Annotated in this window: 16 protein-coding genes; 12 read left to right on the forward strand and 4 right to left on the reverse strand. The window is 41.9% G+C overall.

The genetic code is table 11. From position 1 onward, the window contains the following. Positions 1-152: 152 nt before the first annotated feature. Complete coding sequence (locus Q7J63_RS01570; protein ID WP_019598924.1) at positions 153-485, forward strand: YbaB/EbfC family nucleoid-associated protein; 333 nt, start codon at positions 153-155, stop codon at positions 483-485. Continuing rightward, a complete protein-coding gene (locus tag Q7J63_RS01575) occupies positions 485-1,489 on the forward strand; it encodes a glycosyltransferase family 2 protein (protein WP_304883694.1) in 1,005 nt (334 codons plus the stop codon). The genes Q7J63_RS01570 and Q7J63_RS01575 overlap by 1 nt, the downstream gene beginning before the upstream one ends. Here Q7J63_RS01575 and Q7J63_RS01580 read toward each other — a convergent pair. After that, entirely contained in the window at positions 1,486-1,704 is a 219-nt protein-coding gene (locus tag Q7J63_RS01580) for a PspC family transcriptional regulator (protein ID WP_019598922.1), read from the reverse strand. The two genes, Q7J63_RS01575 and Q7J63_RS01580, sit on opposite strands and share 4 nt — an antisense overlap. Before the next feature lie 78 nt (positions 1,705-1,782). On the opposite strand from Q7J63_RS01580, the gene Q7J63_RS01585 reads away from it, so the two are divergent. The 4 genes from Q7J63_RS01585 to Q7J63_RS01600 all read left to right on the forward strand — a co-directional run bounded on the left by Q7J63_RS01585 (position 1,783) and on the right by Q7J63_RS01600 (position 12,922). Beyond that, positions 1,783-3,576, forward strand: a complete 1,794-nt coding sequence (locus tag Q7J63_RS01585) for a tetratricopeptide repeat protein (protein WP_304883695.1) — start codon at positions 1,783-1,785, stop codon at positions 3,574-3,576. 607 nt (positions 3,577-4,183) lie between these two features. Beyond that, entirely contained in the window at positions 4,184-7,444 is a 3,261-nt protein-coding gene (locus Q7J63_RS01590) for a TonB-dependent receptor (RefSeq protein WP_304883712.1), read from the forward strand. Positions 7,445-7,503: 59 nt separating this feature from the next. Further along, positions 7,504-9,237: a RagB/SusD family nutrient uptake outer membrane protein gene (locus Q7J63_RS01595; RefSeq protein WP_304883696.1), complete on the forward strand. Its 1,734-nt coding sequence runs from the start codon at positions 7,504-7,506 to the stop codon at positions 9,235-9,237. 163 nt (positions 9,238-9,400) lie between these two features. Then, on the forward strand, positions 9,401-12,922 hold the full coding sequence (locus Q7J63_RS01600) for a VCBS repeat-containing protein (RefSeq protein ID WP_304883697.1): 3,522 nt from the start codon (positions 9,401-9,403) through the stop codon (positions 12,920-12,922). 594 nt (positions 12,923-13,516) lie between these two features. Here Q7J63_RS01600 and Q7J63_RS01605 read toward each other — a convergent pair. Both Q7J63_RS01605 and Q7J63_RS01610 read right to left on the reverse strand, forming a co-directional pair. Then, entirely contained in the window at positions 13,517-13,705 is a 189-nt protein-coding gene (locus Q7J63_RS01605; RefSeq protein WP_019598917.1) for a hypothetical protein, read from the reverse strand. Between the two features lie 224 nt (positions 13,706-13,929). Then, positions 13,930-14,691 (reverse strand): creatininase family protein, encoded by a 762-nt coding sequence (locus Q7J63_RS01610; protein WP_304883698.1) that lies wholly within the window; start codon positions 14,689-14,691, stop codon positions 13,930-13,932. A 229-nt stretch (positions 14,692-14,920) separates the two neighbouring features. Here Q7J63_RS01610 and Q7J63_RS01615 point away from each other — a divergent pair, with 229 nt between their 5' ends. The 5 genes from Q7J63_RS01615 (at position 14,921) to Q7J63_RS01635 (ending at position 19,637) form a co-directional block, all read left to right on the forward strand. Then, positions 14,921-15,907: an isoaspartyl peptidase/L-asparaginase family protein gene (locus Q7J63_RS01615; RefSeq protein ID WP_304883699.1), complete on the forward strand. Its 987-nt coding sequence runs from the start codon at positions 14,921-14,923 to the stop codon at positions 15,905-15,907. Between the two features lie 5 nt (positions 15,908-15,912). After that, on the forward strand, positions 15,913-16,659 hold the full coding sequence (locus Q7J63_RS01620) for a copper homeostasis protein CutC (RefSeq protein ID WP_370691854.1): 747 nt from the start codon (positions 15,913-15,915) through the stop codon (positions 16,657-16,659). Next, positions 16,656-17,234, forward strand: coding sequence for a sugar O-acetyltransferase (locus Q7J63_RS01625; protein ID WP_304883701.1), 579 nt, complete (start codon positions 16,656-16,658; stop codon positions 17,232-17,234). Before Q7J63_RS01620 ends, Q7J63_RS01625 begins: the two co-directional genes overlap by 4 nt. 120 nt (positions 17,235-17,354) lie before the next feature. Continuing rightward, a complete protein-coding gene (locus Q7J63_RS01630) occupies positions 17,355-18,908 on the forward strand; it encodes a VCBS repeat-containing protein (RefSeq protein ID WP_304883702.1) in 1,554 nt (517 codons plus the stop codon). A gap of 270 nt (positions 18,909-19,178) precedes the next feature. Then, on the forward strand, positions 19,179-19,637 hold the full coding sequence (locus Q7J63_RS01635) for a CBS domain-containing protein (protein ID WP_019598908.1): 459 nt from the start codon (positions 19,179-19,181) through the stop codon (positions 19,635-19,637). A gap of 95 nt (positions 19,638-19,732) precedes the next feature. Here Q7J63_RS01635 and Q7J63_RS01640 read toward each other — a convergent pair whose 3' ends face one another. Continuing rightward, the gene (locus Q7J63_RS01640; protein WP_019598907.1) at positions 19,733-20,491 is read right to left on the reverse strand and encodes a YdcF family protein; all 759 of its coding nucleotides are present in this window, start codon (positions 20,489-20,491) and stop codon (positions 19,733-19,735) included. Between the two features lie 498 nt (positions 20,492-20,989). Between Q7J63_RS01640 and Q7J63_RS01645 the strand changes: the two genes are divergently transcribed. Next, the gene (locus Q7J63_RS01645; protein WP_304883703.1) at positions 20,990-23,935 is read left to right on the forward strand and encodes an FAD-binding and (Fe-S)-binding domain-containing protein; all 2,946 of its coding nucleotides are present in this window, start codon (positions 20,990-20,992) and stop codon (positions 23,933-23,935) included. Positions 23,936-24,250: the final 315 nt, after the last annotated feature.

Below are 24,250 nucleotides of genomic sequence, written 5' to 3' on the forward strand. Positions count from 1 at the left end.
AAAAGTTGTGTTTTGTGTATGATAATTTTTAAAAATAATTATAAACGAAAATAAATTTTATTTAAATGCATTTTAACAGTATAAAAAATTGTAGAAAATTTTTATCACTGATTTCAAAAAGATTATATTTGAACAAATTAAAATAAGGAAATATGTTTGATTTTATGAACATCATGAACAAGGTCAAGGAAGCCCAAGCCAAGATCAAAGAAACGCAGGCAAAGTTGGTCCATTTGACCGCCGAAGGGGAAGCTGGTGCCGGCATGGTCAAAGTTTTCGTAAATGGCGAAAGAAGGGTTATTTCCATTCATATGGATGATTCCCTTATCAATTTGGCCGATAAAGAGATGTTGCGTGACCTTACCGTAGCGGCGACAAACAAGGCTTTTGAGGCCATTGATGTCAAAATCAAAGAAGAAATGAAATCTGCCACAGAAGGCATGATGCCCAATATTCCAGGAATGGATCTCGGTAATATGTTCTGATGGAGCATTGTGCCATTGTCATCCTGAATTACAATGGGAAGGAAATGCTCCGGCAGTTCCTTCCCATTGCAATTCAGCATTCCTCATTCTCGATTTTCGTGGCTGACAACGCCAGTCAGGATGATTCGATAGATTTTTTGAGAACGAACCATCCTGAAGTCCAGATTTTGGCCCTAACCCAAAATCACGGCTTTGCCGGTGGATATAACCGGGCTTTGGAGAAAATAGAGGGTAAGTTTGCCTATTATATTTTGCTGAATTCCGATGTAGAGGTCACTCCCCACTGGGACAGAACCCTGATTGAATGGATCTCGGATCATCCACATGTTGCAGCGGTCCAACCCAAAATTCTTTCCTATACCAATCCTCAATATTTCGATCATGCAGGTGCTGGGGGAGGTTTTTTGGACAGCTTAGGTTATCCATTTTGTAGGGGGAGGATTTTCGAGACCTTGGAATTGGACAAGGGTCAGTATGACGACATCATTCCAGTAGACTGGGCTTCAGGTGCCTGTATGGTGGTACGGGCAGAAGATTTTCACGGTACAGGCGGTTTTGATGATCGCTTTTTTGCCCACATGGAAGAAATAGATCTTTGTTGGAAATGGAGACTCTTGGGCAAGGATATTTATTATCATGGAGGAGTGGAAGTCAAGCATGTCGGCGGGGCCACATTGGACAAATCAAGTCCACAGAAAACCTTCCTGAATTTCAGGAATAGTTTGTTGATGTTGCACAATAATCTTCCTCAAGAAAAATTCATTTTCAGGTACTTGTGCAGGGTTTTATTGGACCTGTTGGCAGCCTTTGTTTTCTTCCTGAGGGGAAATCCAAGTCATGCCCTATCCGTCTTCCGTGCACACCAGGATTTTTTTCGATTGAAATCAAAGAGAAAACCCTTGGTTTTGGCACCGGATTTGTCAAATGAGGATCAAGAGAAAAAGATCAAATCCATACTTTGGACCTACTATATAAAAGGTAGAAAAATATACGCTGATATTTAGTCAAACAATACGGGATTGTTCATTTTCCTGAGGTATTTCCTGATTTTCATCATCATGGCCATGGAGACATAAACGATAACGGGTGAACCCATGGTGATAAAAGAGCTGTATATGAAAAACAAACGAATGCTATCGATGGGGAAATGGAATTTTTCTCCAAGTTTGGAACAGACTCCAAATGCTCTTTCTTCAAAAAAATGCTTTAATTTGTTCATAATTAGTCAGTAGCAAGTAAGTTCATCTAAAAGTAATAAAATATTTTCAATAATTCTCATAAACCATTTTAGTGCCAGATGTCTAAATTCAATCCAAATTTTCTATTATTCCTTATTTTTTCAGGCATCATGATTTCCTGCAGTCCAAAAATCGGGAAATACAACACCATTTTGAGTGGTTTATCCGTGAAGCCCGAAATTTTGAGTTTGCACCAAGATTCGGTGAGATTTACAATGGAAGGAGCCATTCCATTGGAATTTTTGAAGAAGGATCGGAAAATAATACTTTACCCGGAGTATGTTTATGGTGAAGGGGCTTTGCGATTGGGCGAGTTGGTTGCCTTCGATGGAACGTTCAATAGAGTCAGTTCAGAAGCCAAGATATCCGGTCAATATATTTTCCCCTATTTGGAGGGAATGGATTCCGGGAAATTGGTTTTGAAGGGAATCGTCCAGGAAAAATCCAAAGCCAAAAGCATTCCTCAAAAGGAAATGGCAACAGGGTTGGTGACGACAGCACTGCTTGCCAGAATCGGGCAAATCACTCCGGATGAACCCATACCTAATATTGGAGTGTACATGCAAACTGATTTTTCGGACAGGACAAGAGTGGAAACCCAGGAATTTTGGGTTCCTTTTGCCCTTGGAAATTCCAAGCTCTCCGGAAGGGGTTTTCAGAATTCGGCTGGGAAAAACGTGGTGACTTTGGAAGTTCCAGGTAAAGTGATTTCCCAGATTTTGGTGACGGGTTTGGCGACGGCAGAGCCTCAAGAGATTAGGGATCGCTATTTGGCTGAAAATAGAGCCAAGGCAGTACAGGCAAATTTAAATTCGATGTTGGTCAATAAAAACACACCTGTGCGAACATCGGCTCGAAAAAATGACTGGTTTGATTTCCGGATACTCCTGAGTGATTACAAGGGGATTTCTGATAGCCAAAAAGAGGCTTATTACGATGTGATTCTAAGCAAAAGGTCTTTTGAAGAGCAGTTGGCCGAGATGCGAAAATTGTCCTCCTATAATAAGGTGTCGCGTGAATTGTTTCCCAAACTTCGGGCAGCCAAAATCACCGTAACTTTCCAGAATTCCAGGCTTTCGGATCCGGAGATTTCAGCGAATATTTTTAAGCTAATCCAAGAAGGGAATTCTCTGGACAACATTACGAAAGAAAATCTGGCTTACGCCGGACAGAAGGCCGTCAGGTTGAATGAAAAGGAAGCGATTTATCTCAAACTCGTCGAGCTTTACAATTCAGAACTTGGATATAATAATTTAGCGGTGGTTTACCTCAATCAGGCCCATAGGGAGTTGGATCTGAAGGAGCGAAATATACTGATCAGCAAAGCCATTGACATGATCCGTCAGTCCAATAAACTGAAGACCACTTCCATTTCCATGCACAACTTGGGGCAGGCATATTTGCTAAGGGGGGATTACTTTGAGGCCTATGTTGCCATTTCGGAGGCCTCCACATTGGAGCGGAATGAGAATGATGAGTTCCTGCGGTTTAATGAAGGCTTGAGGGGAGCCATTGATATTGTCAACGGAGATTACAAGTTGGCAACGATTCGCCTGAACCGGGCACCGGAAAATGAGGTGAATTTGTTCAATAAGGGATTGGCCCACCTGCTATCTGATGAACTGAGGCAGGCCTTGGAGTCCTTTGAGGAAAGCGTTCAATTCAACAGGGAGTATGGCTACGGATTTTATGGTTTGGCATTGGTCGCTGCGAGTACGGGAGATGAGCAGGCCTTGTATGAAAATCTTGAAAAAGCGGTGAAACGAAGTGAATTCTTAAAAGCCCGAGCACTTAGGGATGTGTCATTTAAAGCTTATGTCAATAAGCAAGAATTCAGAAATATTTTTAAATAATTCGACGAAACTTTTACCCAAAACTTTATTAAACATTTTTGCCATTTTGATTCAAAATGAGGGACTTACCTATTAGAATTTTGGGATTTTCAAAAGATAATGAAGTAATTTAAAAAGCTTCATTATTCAGGAGGGGCTTTGTTAAAAAAATTTAAAAAGTATTTTTTCACGATAAATTTTTGTATTCATTTTTATTCCATTAAATTAGATGTTGATATGTTTAAAAGCGCAATTAAAACTTACAGCTGCTGCCATTATGCCAAATAAAATGAAGGTCATGTTTTGTAAATGTTAGTTTTGGTCATTATTTGCCTTTTAATTTTAATAAAAATAACAAACCCCAAAATCTCAAGCCTATGAAAATCAAATTTACTTTTAGTTAGCAAAGCAAAATCGTTTTAGCACAATTTTAATGGCTTTTTGATCCTTGAATCAAGAAGAATGTGCGGGCAGAGAACCTCTGCTCAGGTACAATTGGAAAAAGGTTCGCAAGGAAATTTTCATCAACACACCTTCAATACACTTCTAATTGTTTTATTAATTTCTGCAAACGTTTGCATTTATCTCAAACTAATATATCAATTAATAATTAATGCCCAATCAATCTATGAATATGGAAAAACTTTACAAAAGGCTAGGCGTACTGATGCTGCTCTTAGTGCTCTCCAGCGCAACCGTGCTGGCGCAAAAAACAATCACAGGAACAATCCTGGATGAATTCGGCATGGGGCTACCCGGGGTTACCGTTTTGGTAAAAGGAACCACCACAGGTACAGCTGCTGATATCGATGGAAAATACTCGCTCAATGTACCGGGAAACGCAAGTGTTCTGGTTTTTTCCTTTATAGGATATAGCTCCATCGAACAAGTCGTAGGAAACAGATCCGTTATCGATGTTCAAATGTCTCCGGACGAAAGAACACTTTCGGAAATGATCGTCACCGGCTATACCATTGATAGTCGAAGAGAAACAACAGGTGCGATATCTACCGTTAGTCCAAGGGATCTTCAGGTAGTTCCAACTGGAAACGTTGAACAGACGCTACAAGGTAGGGTTTCAGGTTTGACAGTGATCACCAATGGTCAGCCAGGAACTGCCTCCCAAGTAAGGGTTAGAGGTTTTGGTGCGTTTGGTGGTAATCAGCCTCTGTATATCGTGGATGGTTTGCCTGTCGAATCAACGGATTTTCTTAATCCGGATGATATCGAATCCACCACTGTATTGAAAGATGCCGCAGCTGCCTCCATTTACGGAGCCAGGGCTGCAAACGGTGTAATCATTTACACCACCAAAAGAGGTAAAAAAGGAGCGCAAAAACTCAGAGTGGATTACAATGGAATGACTGGATTTACCACACCAGGTAAAGGTCTTGACATGATGAATCCTGCGGATTTCGCTGAATATACCTGGTTGGCAGAAACGAATCAGGCAAGAATCAGTGGCAGACCACCAGCGTACTCAAATAGACATTTTGGAACGGGAAACACTCCTGTATTGCCCTATTACTTGGCAGTAGGCGGTCAAACCGGGGTTTTGAATCCTTTGAATCAGCAGCAAATCGAGGAGCAACGCGCACTTTATAATATTGACCCTTCAAAAGGTCCTGTGCATCAATTAGTAAGAGCTGCCACAGGTGAAGGAACGGATTGGTACTCTGAAATAACCAGAAATGCCCCGATACAAAGACACTCTTTAGGTTTCTATGGAGGATCAGCAACCAGCAGGTTCTTTATTGGATTAGGTGTTCAGGAACAAGCAGGTATTCAGATTGGTAACAATTTCAAAAGATACTCGCTAAGGGCTAACTCAGAGCATGATGTGACCAGTAAATTCAGAATTGGACAGAATTTTCAAGCTACATACCGTCAGGTGCTAGGTCAGCAAGGTGGTGCTGGCGGTGCGGGTGTTGCAAGGGATGAAAACACAATTCTCTCTGCTTTCCGTATGCCGTCCATCATTCCAGTTCGGGATGAATTTGGTGGCTATGCAGGAACCAATGTCGGTGAATTCAACAATCCAAGAAATCCTGTGGCGGAAAGAGAAGGTCAGTTGGATAACAGAAGCTTCAATGCCAATGGTTTTGGAAATCTTTATGCGGAATACGACATCATTGACAATCTTACCTTTAGAACTTCAATAGGTGGACAGTACAATAACTATTATTTCTGGAACTACTCAAGACGTCAGTACGAAAACTCGGAGAACAACTCGGCATTTGGTTATGGTGAAGGATCGGGTTTTTCATTTGGTTGGACTTTTACCAATACGATGCAGTACAAAAAGACATTCGGACTGCATAGCCTTGATGTTTTAATAGGTCAGGAAGCCTTGAATACTGGTGTTGGAAGAAATATTTCAGCAATTGGACAAGATCCATTTTCAAAGGATCCCAACTTTATCAATATTTCCAATTTACCGGTATCCACCAGACAGGTCAACAGTGACCAGTTTCTAGGCGTAAATTTCCTGTCTTACTTTTCGAGGGTAAATTATTCTTACAATGACAAATACATCTTGAGTGGTGTAATCAGGAGAGATGGTTCATCCAGATTTGGGGCAAATACAAGATTTGGTGTGTTCCCTGCCTTTTCCGCAGCTTGGAGGGTTTCTTCAGAGGGTTTCTTGGCTTCTGCCAATTGGTTGGATGATTTGAAAATCCGTGGGGGTTGGGGTCAAATGGGTAATTCCAATAATGTGAATCCATTCAATCAATTTAGCTTGTACGGAAACAGTTTGGGGGCAGCCTCTTATGATATCAATGGATCCAACTCAAATGCTGTAATCGGTATTATGAGAACCAGATTGGGAAATCCAGATGCGCAATGGGAAACTGCTGTAACCAAAAACATTGGCTTTGACGGGACAGCATTCGGCGGCAGATTGGACGTGATTGTTGATTTATGGCAAAAAGATACCAAGGACTTGTTGTTCCAAGTTCCTGTGCCGGCCACCGCTGGTATAAATGCAATTGCACCATCAGTAAACATTGGGCAAATGCTGAACAGAGGTTTGGATCTTCAGGTCATCACAAGAGGTAATCTTTCCAGCGAATTTACTTATGAAGTGAATGTAATTGGATCCTTCCTTAAAAATGAGATCGTATTCCTTTCTGATGGATTGGAATTTATTACTTCGCCCGAATCAAACCCTGGATTTAGGGGAATTCAGCCGATCAGAAACCAAATCAACAGACCGCTTTCTTCTTTCTTCGGCTATCAGGTTGAAGGACTTTTCAGCAGTGATGAAGATGTATCCAGGAGTCCCACACAAGATGGAGCTGCTCCAGGTAGGTTTAAATTCCAGGATGTAGACGGTGACGGTGTGATCACACCAGAAGATAGAGTTTGGTTGGGAAGCCCAATACCAAAATTCACGGGTGGTGTAACGCTCACAGTAGGGTATAAGAACTTTGACTTGTCGGCTTATGTCTATGCTTCAGTTGGAAACAAGATCTGGAATCAATCCCGTTGGTTTACCGATTTTTATCAGACATTCGAAGGTGCAGCCATATCCAACCGCTTGAAAGATGCTTGGACTCCTCAAAATTTGAATGCCACAATCCCACAAGTAGAAAAAACAGCCAACTTCAGTACAAGTACTGTAGGAAGTAGTTTTTATGTGGAGGATGGATCTTACATGAGACTTCAGAATTTGACCTTGGGATATACCATGCCAAGGGAATTGTTGCAAAAATGGAGATTGGAAAATCTTAGGGTTTTTGCAGGAGCAAACAATCTCTTTACCATAACAGGTTATTCAGGATTGGATCCAGCTGTTGGTGGTGACGCAGATCTTACCTTTGGTATCGACGTAGGTAACTACCCAGTAACAAGAGGTTATACTTTTGGTGTGAATTTGTCTTTCTAACCAAACATTAAAATAAACAAAATGTTAAATCAATCGAATTCATAAAGAATATACCGGTTATGAAAAAATATAAATTTCAAATTGCGACTTTACTGACATCTGGGATGATGTTATTCGCAACAAGTTGTGACGACTTCCTAGATGTGCCCCCTACAGGTCAGTTATCAGGCTTGCAATTGAACACCTTCGATGGCTTGGACCTGTCCTTGATAGCGGCCTATTCCCAAGTGAATGGGAGGCAGAGAAGAATGGCTTCTCCTTCCAACTGGGTGTGGGGAAGTATCCGAGGTGGAGACGCCAATAAAGGTACAGATCCAGGGGATTTTGGTTCTATCAATCCTATTCAACGGTATGAGGCGAATTCTACTATTGATGTCATTGAGGAAAATTGGGTTGGTCTTTATGAGGGTGTTGCCCGTACCAACAATGTATTGAGATTGCTGGAGGCCAGATCAGAGGATGTTACAGAAGCTCAGGTTAGGTCGATTACGGCACAGGCAAGATTCCTGAGAGGGCATTATTACTTTCAACTGAAAAGGAATTTCAACAATGTTCCTTTTGTGACTGAAAACGAGGATTATAAAGCTGGCTTGGAAGAGGTTTCCAACAATGTTGAAATTTGGCCATTGATTGAGGCTGATTTTAAATTCGCAGCGGAAAATCTTCCAGCAACTCAAGGACAAGTTGGAAGGGTGAATTCCTGGGCAGCAAAGGCCTACTTGGCGAAAACATATCTTTATCAGAAGAAAAACACCGAAGCAAAAGTATTGTTTGATGATATCATCGCCAATGGTGTTACTTCCAATGGTTTGAAATATGGCTTGGTACCCTATTATGACGACATGTTCAGGGGAGCCAATGACAATCACCAAGAGTCAGTTTGGGCCTATCAGGCAGCTGCCAATACAGGTTCTGTCAATAACGCCAACCCTGAATTTGATCTGAATTTCCCATATGAAACAGGTTCAAGCGGACCAGGAAACTGCTGTGGTTTCTTTCAACCTTCCTTCACATTTGTAAATTCCTTTAGAACCAATGCAAATGGATTGCCTCTATTGGATGGATCTTTCAATGATCCAGCCAATCGGGTAAAAAATGATCAGGGTGTTCCTGCTACTGGTGCTTTTACTCCAGATACAGGAAACTTGGATCCAAGATTGGACCATACAGTGGGAAGAAGGGGATTGCCTTATTTGGATTGGCAAGACCATCCTGGCGCTCCATGGATTAGAAATCAACCCAATGGAGGACCTTATGCACCCAAGAAGTTTATCTATACAAGAGCAGAGCAGGGAACTTTCCAAGATAACAGTACTTGGACTCCAGGATATACCGGTATCAACTTTATGATCATCAGATTTGCTGATGTTCTGTTGATGGCAGCCGAAGTAGAAGTGGAATTGGGTAACTTGGAAAAAGCCAGGGAATATACCAACATGGTGAGAACCAGAGCAGTAAATTCGAAACTGATGCGTAATGGCAGTACAATGGCTGCGAACTATGTGATTTCAACATACACCAGTCCTTGGACAGATGCCAATGTTGCCAGAAATGCTGTAAGATTCGAGAGAAAGCTTGAATTGGGTATGGAAGGACATAGATTTTATGACCTTGTCAGATGGGGAATTGCCAAGCAGGAGCTAGATGCTTACATCGCACTTGATGGACAGTTATTGGCTGCCCCGCTTGGTGGATCAAGCTTTACACCGAACAAGGATGAGCTTCTTCCGCTTCCACAAAACCAAATTGACTTGGTGGGACCTACTATCCTTATCCAAAACCCAGGATTTTAATCAGTATCCAATATTTTGAAAGTAAAAAAGAGATGGTCGACGACCATCTCTTTTTTTATACCCCGATTATTAAATGAGCTAGTTTTTGTATTGCTTTTAACTCTCCAAAAAATATCCTAATTTCCCAATACCAGCCAACAAGTCATTAAACAATACTCCCATTATGAATACCAAGATTTTATGCCTCGCCTTAATGGGCCTGATACTGTTCTCTTGTAAAAAGGAGGAAAAAACCCTTTTCAAACTGATTCCGGAATCTGAAACAGGAATCCATTTCAACAATATCATTGTAGAAACGGACTCTTTCAATATCCTTACTGATGAATACATATTCAATGGGGGAGGAGTAGCTGTGGGTGATTTCAACAATGATGGACTTCCCGATTTGTATTTTACGGGAAATCAGGTTTCCAATAAATTATACTTGAACAAAGGAAAACTTAAATTTCAGGATATCTCCCAAGAAGCCGGTGTCGAAGCCTCGGACAGTTGGAGTACGGGCGTTACCGTAGTGGATATCAATGGAGATGGCTTACTCGATATCTATGTCAGTGCCGCCATGTACAAGGAACCAACCAAAAGAGCAAATATGCTTTTTGTCAACCAAGGTCTCAATGAAAATGGTGTTCCTGTTTTTGAGGAACTGGCACATCAATTCGGTATTGCTGAAACCGGAAACAGTATGGGGGCAACTTTTTTTGATTATAACAACGATGGATTTTTGGATTTATATGTTTTGAATAATGAGCAAAGCAAGGCTGTTCCCAGCAATTACCGCCAAAAAATCACCGATGGATCCGCCATCAACAATGACCAACTTTATCGGAACAATGGCGACGGTACATTTACAAATGTTACCCTGGAAGCAGGGATTACCATAGAAGGATTTGGGTTGGGGATTGCAGTGGCTGATTTGAACCAAGATGGCTGGTCGGATATCTACATCAGCAATGATTACCTGACCAATGACATTCTCTACATCAACAATCAGGATGGTACTTTTTCAAACCGTAGCAAAGAAATGCTTGGGCATCAAAGCATGTTTTCCATGGGCTCGGATATTTCAGATTACAACAACGACGGATATTTGGACATCATCACGCTGGATATGTTGGGAGAAACCAATTTCCGTAAAAAAACAACAATTGGAAAAAACAGCTATCAAAGCTATATCAATAATGAACAATGGGGCTTTGAATACCAACATGTTCGAAACATGCTCCATGCTGGAAACGGTCCGGAAATTCCTTTCAGTGAAATTGGATTTATGGCTGGAATCTATCAAACTGATTGGAGCTGGTCGCCGCTTTTTGTCGATGTGGACAATGATGGACACCGGGATTTATTGGTCACCAATGGATTTCCACGAGACATTACTGATAAGGATTTTGCCAATTACAGGGCCGATGTTGGCAATGTTGCCAGCGTAAGGCAGTTGCTGGATTCTATTCCCATCGTTAAAATCCCAAATTATTCCTTCAAAAACTCAGGAGATTGGACTTTTGAGGATGTCGGTGCCACTTGGGGCTTGAACCGCCCCTCTTTTTCCAATGGAGCCGTATTTGTAGATCTCGATGGGGATGGGGATTTGGATTACGTCGTGAACAATATCAATGATCCTGCTTTTGTGTTTGAAAACACGCTGAACCAACGGCCGGGAAAAAGCAATTACCTGCGCATAAAATTGAAAGGCCCCAAAAACAATGGAATGGGATTGGGGGCCAAAATCGTCGTCCGATACGGAGACGATCAATTCCAATACCATGAACAACATTTGACCAGGGGATACATGTCCGCAGTGGAGGATGTGGTGCATTTTGGATTGGGAGAAATTGGAGGAATTCAGTCCCTGGAAGTGCTTTGGCCAGATGGAAAATACCAGCTGGTAAACTCGCCGGAATCCAATCAGGTATTGGAGATCAATCATGCGGATGCCTCTTCCCAATCGGCAGGACTTTCCTTTCCAATGGTAGCGAAGGCTGTCATTCCTATGATAAATGAAGTGTCCAAAGAACTGGGAATCGATTTCATTCATGAGGAAATGGACAAAGTCGATTACAATGTCCAAAGAACATTGCCGCATAAACTTACCCAGTTTGGGCCTTCTTTGGTAGTAGGGGATATCAATGGGAGTGGGTTGGAGGATTTTATAGTCAGCGGATCAGCCGGTTATTCACCAATGGTGTTTTTTCAGAAAAGCGATGGGAAATTTGATAAAAAACAACTTTTCGCTGGTTTGGAAGAAATCAAATTTGAGGAACAAGGCATGTTGCTTTTCGATTTGGACAATGATGGGGATTTGGATCTCTATCTTGTTTCCGGGAGCAATGAATTTCCCGCAGATGCTGAGGAATATAAGGATAGACTGTATCTCAATGACGGAAAGGGAAATTTCACTTTATCAGAAAACCGTATGGCCGAGGTGAAAGCCAGTGGTTCTGTGGTGAAAGGCGGAGATTTTGATGGAGATGGATTTATGGACCTTTTTGTGGGAGGAAGAACCCCTTTTGCCCAATTTCCATATGCTGAAAGAAGCTTTTTGCTGAAAAACAATGCGGGTGTTTTGGAAGATGTCACCGATCTGATCGCCCCTGAGCTTCGCAAGGTAGGGATGGTGACGGATGCGATTTGGTCAGATGTGGACAACGACGGCTTGATTGACTTGGTAGTAGTCGGAGAACTTATGCCGATCACGGTTTTCAGAAATGAAGGAGGGCGCTTTGTCAAAATGGAAAACACAGGTTTAGAAGCTCATTTGGGCTGGTGGAACAGTATTGTAGCGGGCGATTTCGACCAAGATGGCGATATGGATTATATCGTCGGAAATATGGGGAGCAATAATTATTATCATGCGAGCAAGGAAAGGCCGGTCACGGTTTTGGCTAAGGATTTTGATGGGAATGGCAGTGTTGATCCTGTAACCTTTCTGCATTTCAAAAATAATTTAGGAGAATATGAAGCCGTCCCTGCGCATTATTGGGATGATCTTTACGGACAGAGCCCCCTTTTTAGAAGGAAATTTTCGGGCTATAAACACTTCGCGGCGGCTACTCGGGAAAACCTGTTTACTCCAGAGGAATTGGAAGGAGCCATCGAGCGCACCGGCAATTATGATCGCAGCAGCTATATCGAAAACCTAGGCAATGGGCAGTTTAAGGTACATGAATTGCCATTTTTGGCACAGACCGCTCCGGTAAATGGCATGTTGGTTTCCGACCTTGATGGAGATGGAAACTTGGATGTCTTGTTGGTTGGAAATGACTATGGAAATGAAGTGTTTTCCGGTCGATACGATGCCTTTACGGGATTGGTGCTTTTGGGGAATGGCAGTGGTGGATTTAAAGCAGTAAGGTCTTTGGAAAGTGGGTTCCTGGTTGCCGGTGATGCCAAATCCATGGCGGTATTGACAGACTCAAAGGGTGCTTCGGTCTATCTTTCCAGTCAAAATCGAGGCGCATTAAAAGCCCACATCTCCATGAAAACCATTTCGGGCAAATCTTTTCTGCCGGATTCCGATATCCACACCTTGATCATGGAGTTGGAAAATGGGAAAACCCAAAGGCTGGAAATACACAATCGCTCCGGTTTTCTTTCCAATTCCGGAAATCGGATCTTACTTCCCAGCAATCTAAAGGGGTTAAAGGGGATCGATTATAAAGGAATGATTAAAGAATTGGTTTGGTAGGGTGGATCTAGAATGTTTCTTATCCTTTGAATATTAAAGGGCTGAGAGGAGTTTTGGAGCTTCGGATTCCTTTTGATTTGATTTTCACCCGATGGATTTCTTCTGAAACACGCATTAGGTTTCCCAATGGGCTGAAACTGCAAGAGAATTGACAATTGGGAGAATAAGTCGTATAACTTGTGATGAAGTAAAAAACAGCAAACAAACGACTGATTGTTGACCAATTCCGAGCTGTAATAGCGACGAAAATGTATCACAGGCGTTTAGCCCGAAATATGCATTAGGCTTTCTTAGGATATTGGAACCGAAATAAAATCAGAAAATTGGGAGACCAATTCCTGACACCGATATGTTGAAGTCAATAAAAGTCAACAACTGACTAATTATCAGGTAAATACAATATTGAATGGCATTCGCGATACATAAAATGGGTTTAAATTCAAATGGAATTACAACCAAACAAGCCTCGGATAACCACCTTTTGAAGTCGTTATCCGAGGCTTGTTTTCCAAAATGGGTTTTGATGCTGTTTTGATAATTTGATTCAGCAATTTCACAAATTGTTTCGAGAAGAATCTCTGTTTCAACAGGCCACTAACTTTTATCTTGCGTCCCCTGAATCAAGCCCAATCCTGAAATAAAAAAAACAATTCCGAGAATACACATCACCAAAATAGTTTTCCATTCACCGCCATCATCGTTCATAAAAAGAATTGCACCATAAATAAGACCCACAATTCCCAATATGATGAGTAGGGGTCCAAAAATTCTCTTTAAATTCATAATTGATTGTTTTAGTTTTTCGGGAAATTATCAAAAACCTTGCTAACATGAAAATTAAGTCTCGAATTGCCATAAAACATTTTGGAAATACATTGTTTTCAATGGATTATTTCGGTGATACCACGTTTTTTCATTTTGACATCAAGTAATCCTGAACAGGATTCAAAGGGTCGCTTTGTTTCAAGAAGTTTAAAATTCCGGGTAAGGCTGTCCAATGAAAAATTTTATCGATAAAGCGTATGCAGATCAGCGGAACAGATATCCACCATCAATCCGCCCACTTTTTGACATACATCCTTGAAATACCTTTCACCCTTTTCAGGAGTTGATTTTTTAGGGTTTCCAATTCCAGTGTCTTCCGTGACTTGTGACCATTTCCTTTCTGACCATGCCCATTTTTCATTGAGTCCCGGGATGACTGATTTTTTCTCTTCACCAAGACCTGCTATTTCCAAAGGGAGCACCATTTCTGGGTGCAAGTACATGATCAGGCTGGTTTCCATTTCATCTGCATGGTCTCCTTCCTCTTCGAAATACAGGGATTTGTCTAGCGCCTGGAACCAGTTGCAGGTGGTCAACAACATTTCCGGAAATTGTAGTCCCAATTCCCGAAGGATGGTTTTGAAATCGTTTCCCCCGTGGCTGTTTATGATCAGGAATTTTTTGATCCCCTGTCGGTCTAAAACCGTCAGTAGATCTTTCAGGATGGCCATTTGCGTGCTTGGATTCAAGTTGATGTCCAGGTAAATATCGCTTTGGCCTGTGTTCACTCCGAAGGGGATGGTGGGGAGAATGACTACTTTAGCTCCTTTTTCCCAGGCGAATTTACCCGCACCAGCTGCGACCGCGTCCGCCTCATAAACATCAGTCCCATAGGGAAGATGGTAGTTGTGTGCCTCCGTTGCGCCCCAAGGAAGCACTGCCAAGTCAAACCGATCAAATTCTAGATTTTTCCAATTGTTCTCAGCTAAAATATAAGGTCTCATTTTTTTGGTGTTTTTAAGTTAAAGATTTCAAAGTAAAACGCTAATTTTCCATACGGGCAATGACTTCTTGGGTATGTTCTCCTGCCAATATAGACCCCAAGGACGTCAACTTCCTTAAAAAAATCAACGATCCCAAACTTATTTGTCCAATTTTTTTTGAATATTGGACTTTCAAATATTTATACAAATCCAAGCCAAAATCTTTACCTTATACAATTAATATTTAGCCATGTCGCAAAGAAGAAATTTCCTAAAAAAGACATTGATCACTACTGGATTGTTATTGCCGGGAGGGATAAGCAAAGCTGCATCTGGACTCTATGGTACTGCATTGGCATCCGAGAAATTCAAACCTTTGTTGCTTTCTACTTGGAACCACGGCATGCCGGCCAATGATCGTGCATGGGAAGTTTTGAACCGGACAGGAAACCTTGTTGATGCAGTGGAAGAGGGCGTAAAAGTAACCGAATTGGATATGGAAAACCTTTCTGTAGGGTTACAGGGACTTCCAGACCGAGAAGGAATACCAACATTGGATGCCAGTATCATGAAAGGAGATGGATCATGTGGAACAGTAGCTTTTGTCCGACAGGTAAAGCATCCCATTTCCCTAGCCAGAAAAGTGATGGATGAAACCCCTCATGTGATGCTCGTAGGTGAAGGTGCTCGACAGTTTGCCATTGCGCAAGGTTTTCCGATGGAATCCGAAAAATTGAGTCCCAAGGCGGAGGAAATGTATCAGGAATGGAAGAAAACATCGCAATACAAGCCGGTCGTCAATATCGAAAACCATGATACCATAGGCATGATTGGTCTTGGTGCCGATGGGAAATTGGCAGGTTCCTGCACCACTTCAGGACTTGCTTTCAAGATGCATGGAAGGGTAGGGGACAGTCCCATTATCGGGGCCGGGCTTTTTGTGGATGATGAAGTGGGTGCCGCTACTGCCACCGGTTTGGGGGAATCCATTATTCGGATTTGTGGGAGTTTTCTTATTGTCGAATTGATGCGGCAGGGAAGGACTCCCCAAGAGGCTTGCGAAGAGGCGGTCAGAAGGTTGATTGCAAAAAACAAGGATATCAAGGACATTCAAGCTGGATTTTTGGCCATCAACAAAGATGGGGAGTATGGTGCCTATGCAGTCCATCCTGGTTTTAACTTTGCCAGGCACCATAAAAATGGGCAAGATCTTGTGGATTCAAAAAGTAAATTCTGATGGCGATGACCAGATTATTGTTGGAAGCACCGGTGTTCACTGTTGAGGCAGCACTGAAAGCTGCGGCATTCGGGGTGGATCGATTGGAGCTTTGTTCCGATTTCGGGGAGGGCGGCGAAACCCCAAGCGCAGGAGCTTTGGCCTTCTTGAAACAAAAATTGGAAATTCCGATTTTTGTGATGATCCGTCCGAGAGGAGGGGATTTTGTTTACAGTGAGGATGAAATCGCGGTGATGAAAAAGGATATTCAAATATTGAAATCCCTTGGAGCGGATGGCTTTGTCTTTGGCGTGCTCAATTCAGATGGAAATATCAATATGGGCGCTTGTGAAGAACTCTTGGAGGAAGCCCAAGGACTTCCTTGTACTTTTCATCGGGCATTTGATATTTCTTTGAATCTGGAGAAATCTTTGGAAGCGATCATTGAATGTGGTTTTAGAAGGATTTTGACATCGGGAGGGGAAAATTCAGTGAGTGAGGGGTTGAAGACCATTCGAAAATTGATTGTCAATGCCGCAGATAGGATCCTTATCCTGCCAGGTGGGGGACTTCTGCCACAACATGTCCCCATATTGATGGAAGCAGGTGGGTTAAGAGAAATCCATGCAAGTTGCAAGACTTACCGAAATTCAGAGAGTACTTTTATACATCCTCGCGTCTTTCTGTCCAATGATCCAGAATCCTTCAAATCTGTTTTGACAATAAGTGAATACAGGGTAAATCAATTTTTACAAGCCATGAAGTCAACATGACTGAAAAGGAAAAACTGCTCAGGGGAGATTTTTACGATTCCAGGGATCCTGAACTATTGGAAATGTACCATCGGGCAAAGTCGATCCTGAAAGATTGGGAAGGATTGTCCTCTCGGGATGGAGGAGCAAAATTTGATTTGTTACAAAAGCTTTTTGGAAATATTGGCAATAAAGTTTGGGTAGAGGCTCCCTTTTATTGCGATTATGGCAAAAACATTTCTATTGGAGAAAACACCTTTGTCAATGTCAATGCCGTCTTCTTGGATTGCAATACCATCACGATCGGTAAAAATGTGCTGATAGGGCCTAATGTGCAGATTTATACCGCCACTCATCCCCTGAATGCCCGGGAAAGAATTATTTCCCAACCAAAACCAAACGAAGCACCTTATCTTACGCAAGCATTTCCTGTAAAAATCGGTGACAATTGCTGGATCGGTGGTAACTCTGTGATCCTGCCCGGTGTGGAAATAGGAGAAAATGTAACTGTGGCCGCTGGATCTTTGGTGACAAAAAACATTCCGGACAATGTTTTGGTCATGGGTGCTCCCGCAAAAATTGTGAAAACGCTTTGATTTGATGAACTTATTTTTGGGGTTTTGCAGGAAATCACCCAGTTTAAAGAAATAAACCCAACAAAAATTTGAGCTGGCTTTTTGAACCATACAAGGGGTCAGTCAGAATATAAATCATTCATGAAAAATTTTTCAATTTCAATTCTTCTTCTATTTATTGCCTTTTTTTCGTGTACGACCTCAGGAATGAAAGAAGAACAACCCATGGGGGAATGGGAATATTTGAACAAACTTTCGGAGGAAAGTCTTGAGTTGAACGGGATTCAATTGGCGGCCGTGTATTGTGGTGCCTGTCATTTAAAGCCTGGTCCTGAACTTTTGGACAAGAAGACTTGGGAAACCACCGTTTTACCGGAAATGAGGAGAAGGCTTGGACTTGTGATCGCTGAGGATTTTGGTCATGACGTTGGCGAAGATACCAATGCTCCTCCCGGGATTTATTCGACAAAAAAATTGATTTCGCGGGAAAATTGGGACAAAATCCAAACCTATTATTTGGATGCTGCACCAGAAAAATTACCAACGATTGAATCCAAATTGGATTCAGAGGGACCGATTCCTGGTTTTAGCTTGATTTTTCCCCAATACAAAAATAAAAGACCAAATCTTACCACTTTAACCCGCTGGGATGGGATTTCCAATCAACTCATTATCGGGGATCGATTCAGACGGCTTTATACGGTGGAAGGAAAGACTTTGGAAATAATGGATTCCCTTTCCATTTCTTCTCCCGCTTCGGATATCCGCTTCCGAGAAAATGGAACCTTCGATCTTTTGACTATGGGTGTAATGGATCCATCCAATTTCGCAATTGGAAAATGGTTGGCTTATTCAGCATTTGATATGCAAGTGGAAGAAATCAAAATGGATAGTTTACGGAGACCTGTTCATTTTTCCTTTTCGGATTTGAACCAAAATGGAAAAGAAGATGTGGTGGTCTGCAATTTTGGACATCATATCGGAAACCTTTCCTGGTATGAAAATACAGATGCCGGTTTTATCCAGCATGTCTTAAATACTGAGCCCGGCGCAAGAAAAACGATAATTGCAGATTTCAACCTAGATGGTTTACCGGATATCGCTGTGCTGATGACCCAAGCGAAAGAAGGAATATATGCTTATATCAATCAGGGAAACGGTAATTTCAAACAGGAGGTTTGGCTCAACTTCCATCCTGTCTTTGGAGGTTCTGATTTCGAAATGGCAGACATGAATGCGGATGGATATTTGGATATAGTCCTCGTGAACGGTGACAATGCCGATTATTCCCCCATTCTCAAACCTTATCATGGACTCAGAATATTTTTGAATGATGGTCAAAATAGGTTTGAGGAGAAAATGTTTTACCCGATGCATGGTGCAAGCGGACTTTTGGTAGCCGATTTTGATCAAAACGGAGGCTTGGATATTGCTGTCTTGTCCTATTTTCCAGATCCTTCCAAATCCCCCAAGCAGAATTTTCTCTATTTCAAAAATCATGGATTAATGGATTTTTCTGTTCATGCCTTGGAAAACCAAAGGAATAATTCCTGGCTCACCATCGAAAAAGGTGATGTGGATCAAGATGGAAGCCTAGACATCATTTTGGGAAGTTTTGATTTCAAAAGTCAAAGGGCATATCCAATGGAAAACTGGATGCCTTTTGCGATACTGAAAAACCAAGGTATGAATTGAATCTGTTTTATGCATTATCAATTCTATTCCAGCATGAAATTGATTATCAGTAAATTACAATATTAAATGGAGTTCGTAATGCATAAAACGGGTATAACCGTTTAGTGAGAAGAATATTATTTTAATTTTTCTTTAAAAGGGTCATTAATGTGTATTTATATTGTTTTTTAAGATATTAGCTGGATGTTTTTACTGGAAATAAAAGGTAAAATTTTGAAACTTGGGATTTTTGGGCTAAATTATTGAACTCACGTTAAACCCAAAATTACAATGGTAAAAAGTTTTCAAGGAGTTAGGATGGTTGAATCCAAAAAAGCAGCCCCAGCATTGTTGATCAAAGATTTCATGAGTACCAACTTGGTCACTTTTGGTCCAGAAGACAGTATCGACCATGTTTTGGACCAATTGGCAAAAAGAAAAATATCCGGTGGACCAGTGGTCGATAAAGAGGGGAATTTGGTGGGAATCATATCCGAAGTGGATTGTCTTAAGGAAATAATCAAAGGTAAATATTCCAACACCCCCAAATTTCCTGGAACAGTGGCAGAGCACATGAGCTCCGAGGTAACAACAATTTCGCCGGAAATGTCACTTTTTGATGTTGCGGGAAAGTTTTTGGAAATGAAAATCAGGAGATTTCCCGTGATGAAAGATGGAAAATTGATTGGTCAAATCAGCTTGAGCGATGTGATCCGGGCGTTTCCCAGGTTGAAGGAAACCACTTGGTAAGGATTGTTTCGACGTTCAAACCGATTTTCTTTTCAATTTTTCGATGGAAAGGAAATTTCCAAAGTTAACCTTCTTCTGCTTGCCTCTCCCAATGCTTACATATATCCCAATAGGGAATAGGTAGCGATGCCAATCCACTCTTTTGCCAATGTATGCCATTGGTTTATCGCATCTGGGTTTGGATACAAAAGAGAGGGAATGTCATATTTGGATTCATGGGCATAGTAATCCACCGGAAAAGTTTCTGTAGACAAACCCACTTTGTCAAAGCAACCTTTGGACCGCCTCATGTGAAAAGCGGATGTGATCAAAAGAGACTTTTCCTGAATTGATATTCCATTTCGCAAGAGCATTTCTTTGGCCAATACTGCATTTTGGTAGGTGTTCTTGGCTTGGTTTTCTACAAGGATGTCATTTTCATCCACGCCAGCCATGACCATAAAATCCCGGAGGAGTTCCGCTTCGGTATTTGGGTTGGTTGGATTAAGTCCTTGACCTCCCGTGATGAGAATTTTTTTGATTTTCCCCAATTTATAGAGTTGCACGGCATGGGTCGCGCGATCGGCACCTTTGTTGAAAAATGTACGGTCAAAGGCAGATTTGCTCAAATTGGTCACACCCGTGAGTACAATCCCCATTTCATATTCTGGAAGCGTGGAGAAAACCTTATAATCCGGTTCCCAGAGTAGCATGGCCTTGTTGCTGATAAATTGGTTGGAAAAAAACAGTAACAGCACAATCCCAATCCAGAGCATTTTTTTCTTATTGGCAATGACACCCACTAAAATAAATAGGATGATAATGGTCAAAGGCATTGCCAAGAAACTCAGAAATTGGGAAAGGTAGAAGAACATGGTTGATATTTTTGGCAATATAGAAAAGGAGAGGGGAATTTGGAACCCAACAGTTTCCTAAATCATGCAGCTTGCGAAGGAATCAGGTTGATAAAGAAGTCTGCAAAGGATGAGGTTTTAATGAAGCATCCTTCAACCCACTCAAAACCACTTGCCCCGACTCATTTTTTTCAATACTGGAGGACAATCCCTTATTGAAGACTTCACCAAATTTTTTATTCACTCCTTGATCAGCCGGGAAGGAATTCTCTTTAGCCCGAAATGTGCATGAGGTTGCCTTATAGGGTTAACTGCAAGAAAATCAGACTTTTGGCCAATAAGGAGTGTTTCCAACAGGATGAAGTGAATAATGGTAGGCAATTGGCTGATTTTTAAACAATTTTAGACTGAAGCAGAAATGGTAATGCATCACACGGGTTTTAAAAATTTAGGCCCAAGTCGAACTCAATTTTTTCCATATTCCAGTAAAGCTCTGTTTCTTTTCAGTATTTTTGAGGCATGACTTTGACCACGCCTAACCTATTGCCATTATTGGAGAATTTAGCTACCCAGTTGCAAGGGGAATTGAAATTCGACACGCTTACCAAGACACTATATGCCACGGATGCTTCCGTTTACAGGGAAATTCCGTTGGCAGTCGCTTTTCCCAAATCGGAAGCGGATATCAAAAAATTAATTCTTTTTGCCAAAGACAACAATACCTCCCTCATTCCAAGAACGGCGGGAACATCCCTTTCCGGTCAATGCGTCGGCAATGGTATCGTGGTGGATGTTTCCAGGGATTTCACCAAAATATTGGAATTCGACAAGGAAGGAAAATGGGTACGGGTGCAACCCGGTGTGGTCCGCGATGAACTCAATCTGTTTTTAAAGCCACAAGGACTGTTTTTTAGCCCAATTACTTCTACGGCAAACCGCGCCATGATCGGTGGGATGGTGGGGAATAATTCCTCAGGGACAACCTCCATTGTCTATGGGACCACAAGGGAAAAAGTAATTGAGTTGAAAACGCTGCTCAGTGATGGTTCAGAAGCGATTTTTGGAGAATTGAACCTAGATCAATTCCTGGAAAAATGTCAATTGGAAAGTCTTGAAGGAAATGTCTATCGACAAATAAAGGAAGATCTTTCCAATCCCGAAAACCAAAACAATATTCAAGAGCATTTCCCCAAAAAATCAATCCATAGACGCAATACAGGCTATGCAGTGGACTATTTATTGGATTCTGGACTTTTTACCGAGGATGGTCTGCCCTTCAACTTTTGTAAACTCCTATCGGGTTCTGAAGGGACTTTGGCCTTTACGACAGAAATTAAAATCCTGTTGGACCCCTTGCCTGATCCTGTTGAGATCGTCGTGGGCGCTCATTTCGTCAGTATCCATGAAAGCATGAAAGCAGCTCAAGTTGCGATGAAGCATCCGGCTACGGCAGTGGAATTGATGGACAAGATTATCCTTGATTGTACCAAGGAAAGCCTCGAATACAGCAAGAACCGGTATTTCGTGGAGGGAGATCCCATGGCATTGTTGATGATAGAATTCAGGGGCAAAACCTTGGAGGAAGCGATGCAAAAAGGCCAAGCCCTGATTGCCGATTTGAAAAGTGCAGGATTGGGATATGCTTATCCTGTCATTGGCCCTGAACTTACGAAATCTGCCTGGGCGTTAAGAAGTGCGGGACTGGGACTCTTGGCGAATATTCCTGGCGATCGCAAAGCCGTTGCCTGTATCGAGGATACGGCGGTCGACATCTTGGATTTGGCAGACTATATCGAGGAATTCGATGAGATGATGGTAGGTTTCAACCAAAAACCCGTTCACTATGCCCATGCAGGAGCTGGAGAAATCCATTTGAGACCAATCTTGGATCTAAAAAAACAGGAGGATCGCGAGGAATTCTACAAGATTTCGGAAGCCACCGCTAAGTTGGTCAAAAAGTACAAAGGTTCTCTGAGTGGAGAACATGGTGATGGTCGCGTCCGTGCTCCTTTTATTCCTCTGATGGTAGGGGAGGAAAATTACCAACTCTTCCGTAAAATCAAATATACTTGGGATCCTGACAATATTTTCAATCCCGGTAAGATCGTGGATACCGCACCCATGAATACATCATTGCGGTATGAAGCCGACATGTTGACTCCCGTTCAAGAAACGCTGATGGATTTTACCTTTGAAGGAGGAATCCTCAGGATGGCCGAAAAGTGCAATGGATCTGGAGATTGTCGCAAGCTTCCCTCCTCGGGTGGGACGATGTGCCCAAGTTACCAGGCCACGCGCAACGAAAAAGACACTACCAGAGGGCGTGCCAATGTCTTGCGGGAATTTTTGACTCAGGACCAGAAGCCCAACGCCTTTGACCATCCCGAAATAAAGGAAGCCTTGGATCTTTGTCTTTCTTGTAAGGGATGTACTGCTGAGTGCCCTTCCAATGTGGATATGTCGACAATGAAAGCTGAATTTTTGTACCAATATCAAAAAACGTATGGCATCCCGCTCCGTTCCAAAGCCTTCGCCTATATCAATGCATTGAATACAATTGGGGGAAAAACCCCAGGGATTGCGAATTTCTTCCTGGGCAATAAATTGACCGGAGGATTGATGAAGTCTTTTCTTGGGGTAGCCCCAAAAAGAAATCTTCCCGAGATCAGTAAGTTGAGTTTGAGGAACTGGTATGAAAAAAATTATGCCTCATTGCCGGGAAATGCAAAAGAAATCAAATCCGTCTATCTTTTTATAGATGAATTCACAAATTATAATGACACTAAAATTGGCATTGCTGCCATTCAATTGCTCAAAAAACTGGGCTATGGGGTGAAAGTGGTGAAACATGAAGAAAGCGGCCGCTCTGCAATGTCCAAGGGTCTTTTGGAAAAAGCCAAAAAACATGCAGAAGCGAATGTTCGGGTTTTTCAGGATTTGGTAGATGGGAATACCCCACTGATCGGCATAGAGCCATCGGCCATTTTGAGTTTTAGGGATGAATATCCGAGACTGGTGGGAAAGGATTTGGTAGAAGGAGCCAAGAAATTGAAATTCCACACCCTTTTGATAGATGAGTTTATAGGAAGGGAAATCGTAGCGGGGAACATCAATGCAAGTTCTTTTACGGAGGAGCAGCAGAAAATAAAATTCCATGGACATTGTCACCAAAAGGCATTGTCGGCTGTCAGCTGGAGTGAAAAACTTCTCTCCCTTCCCAAGAATTATTCCGTGGAAGTGATTCCTTCTGGCTGTTGTGGTATGGCTGGATCCTTTGGATACGAAAAAGAGCATTACGAAGTCAGCATGCAGATAGGAGAGATGGTTTTGTTTCCCTCAGTGAGGCAGGCAGAAAAGGATACCTTGATTGCCGCACCCGGAACTTCCTGCCGGCACCAGATTTCAGACGGTACGGGCAAAAAAGCTAAACATCCTGTTGAAATATTGTGGGAAGCCATGCGATAGGTTTTGGGGTGAATGCCATGCGCAACAGGTTTGAAACCGGAGTTATGTCAATTTGCTGTTCAAAAAAACAAAATCACCGAGATTCATTCTTGTCTTTTAGTTGTTGCAGTGAAGAAAAACTTCAAATTCCAAAGTAAAATTTAACCCAAAATAGACGTCGGGCTTCCTGATAGGGTTGAAACTGCAAGAAAAAAAGACTATTTGAAGGATATGGTATAGCACCGATATGGTGAAGTCACAAATTGTATACAAAGACTGATTATTAAGCGATTTCAGGTTGGAGTTGGATTGGGAATGCATTCTCCAGGCTTAGTA

The sequence above is a fragment of the Rhodonellum sp. genome (genome assembly GCF_030656585.1).
In the GTDB taxonomy this organism is placed as follows: Bacteria; Bacteroidota; Bacteroidia; order Cytophagales; family Cyclobacteriaceae; genus Rhodonellum; species Rhodonellum psychrophilum.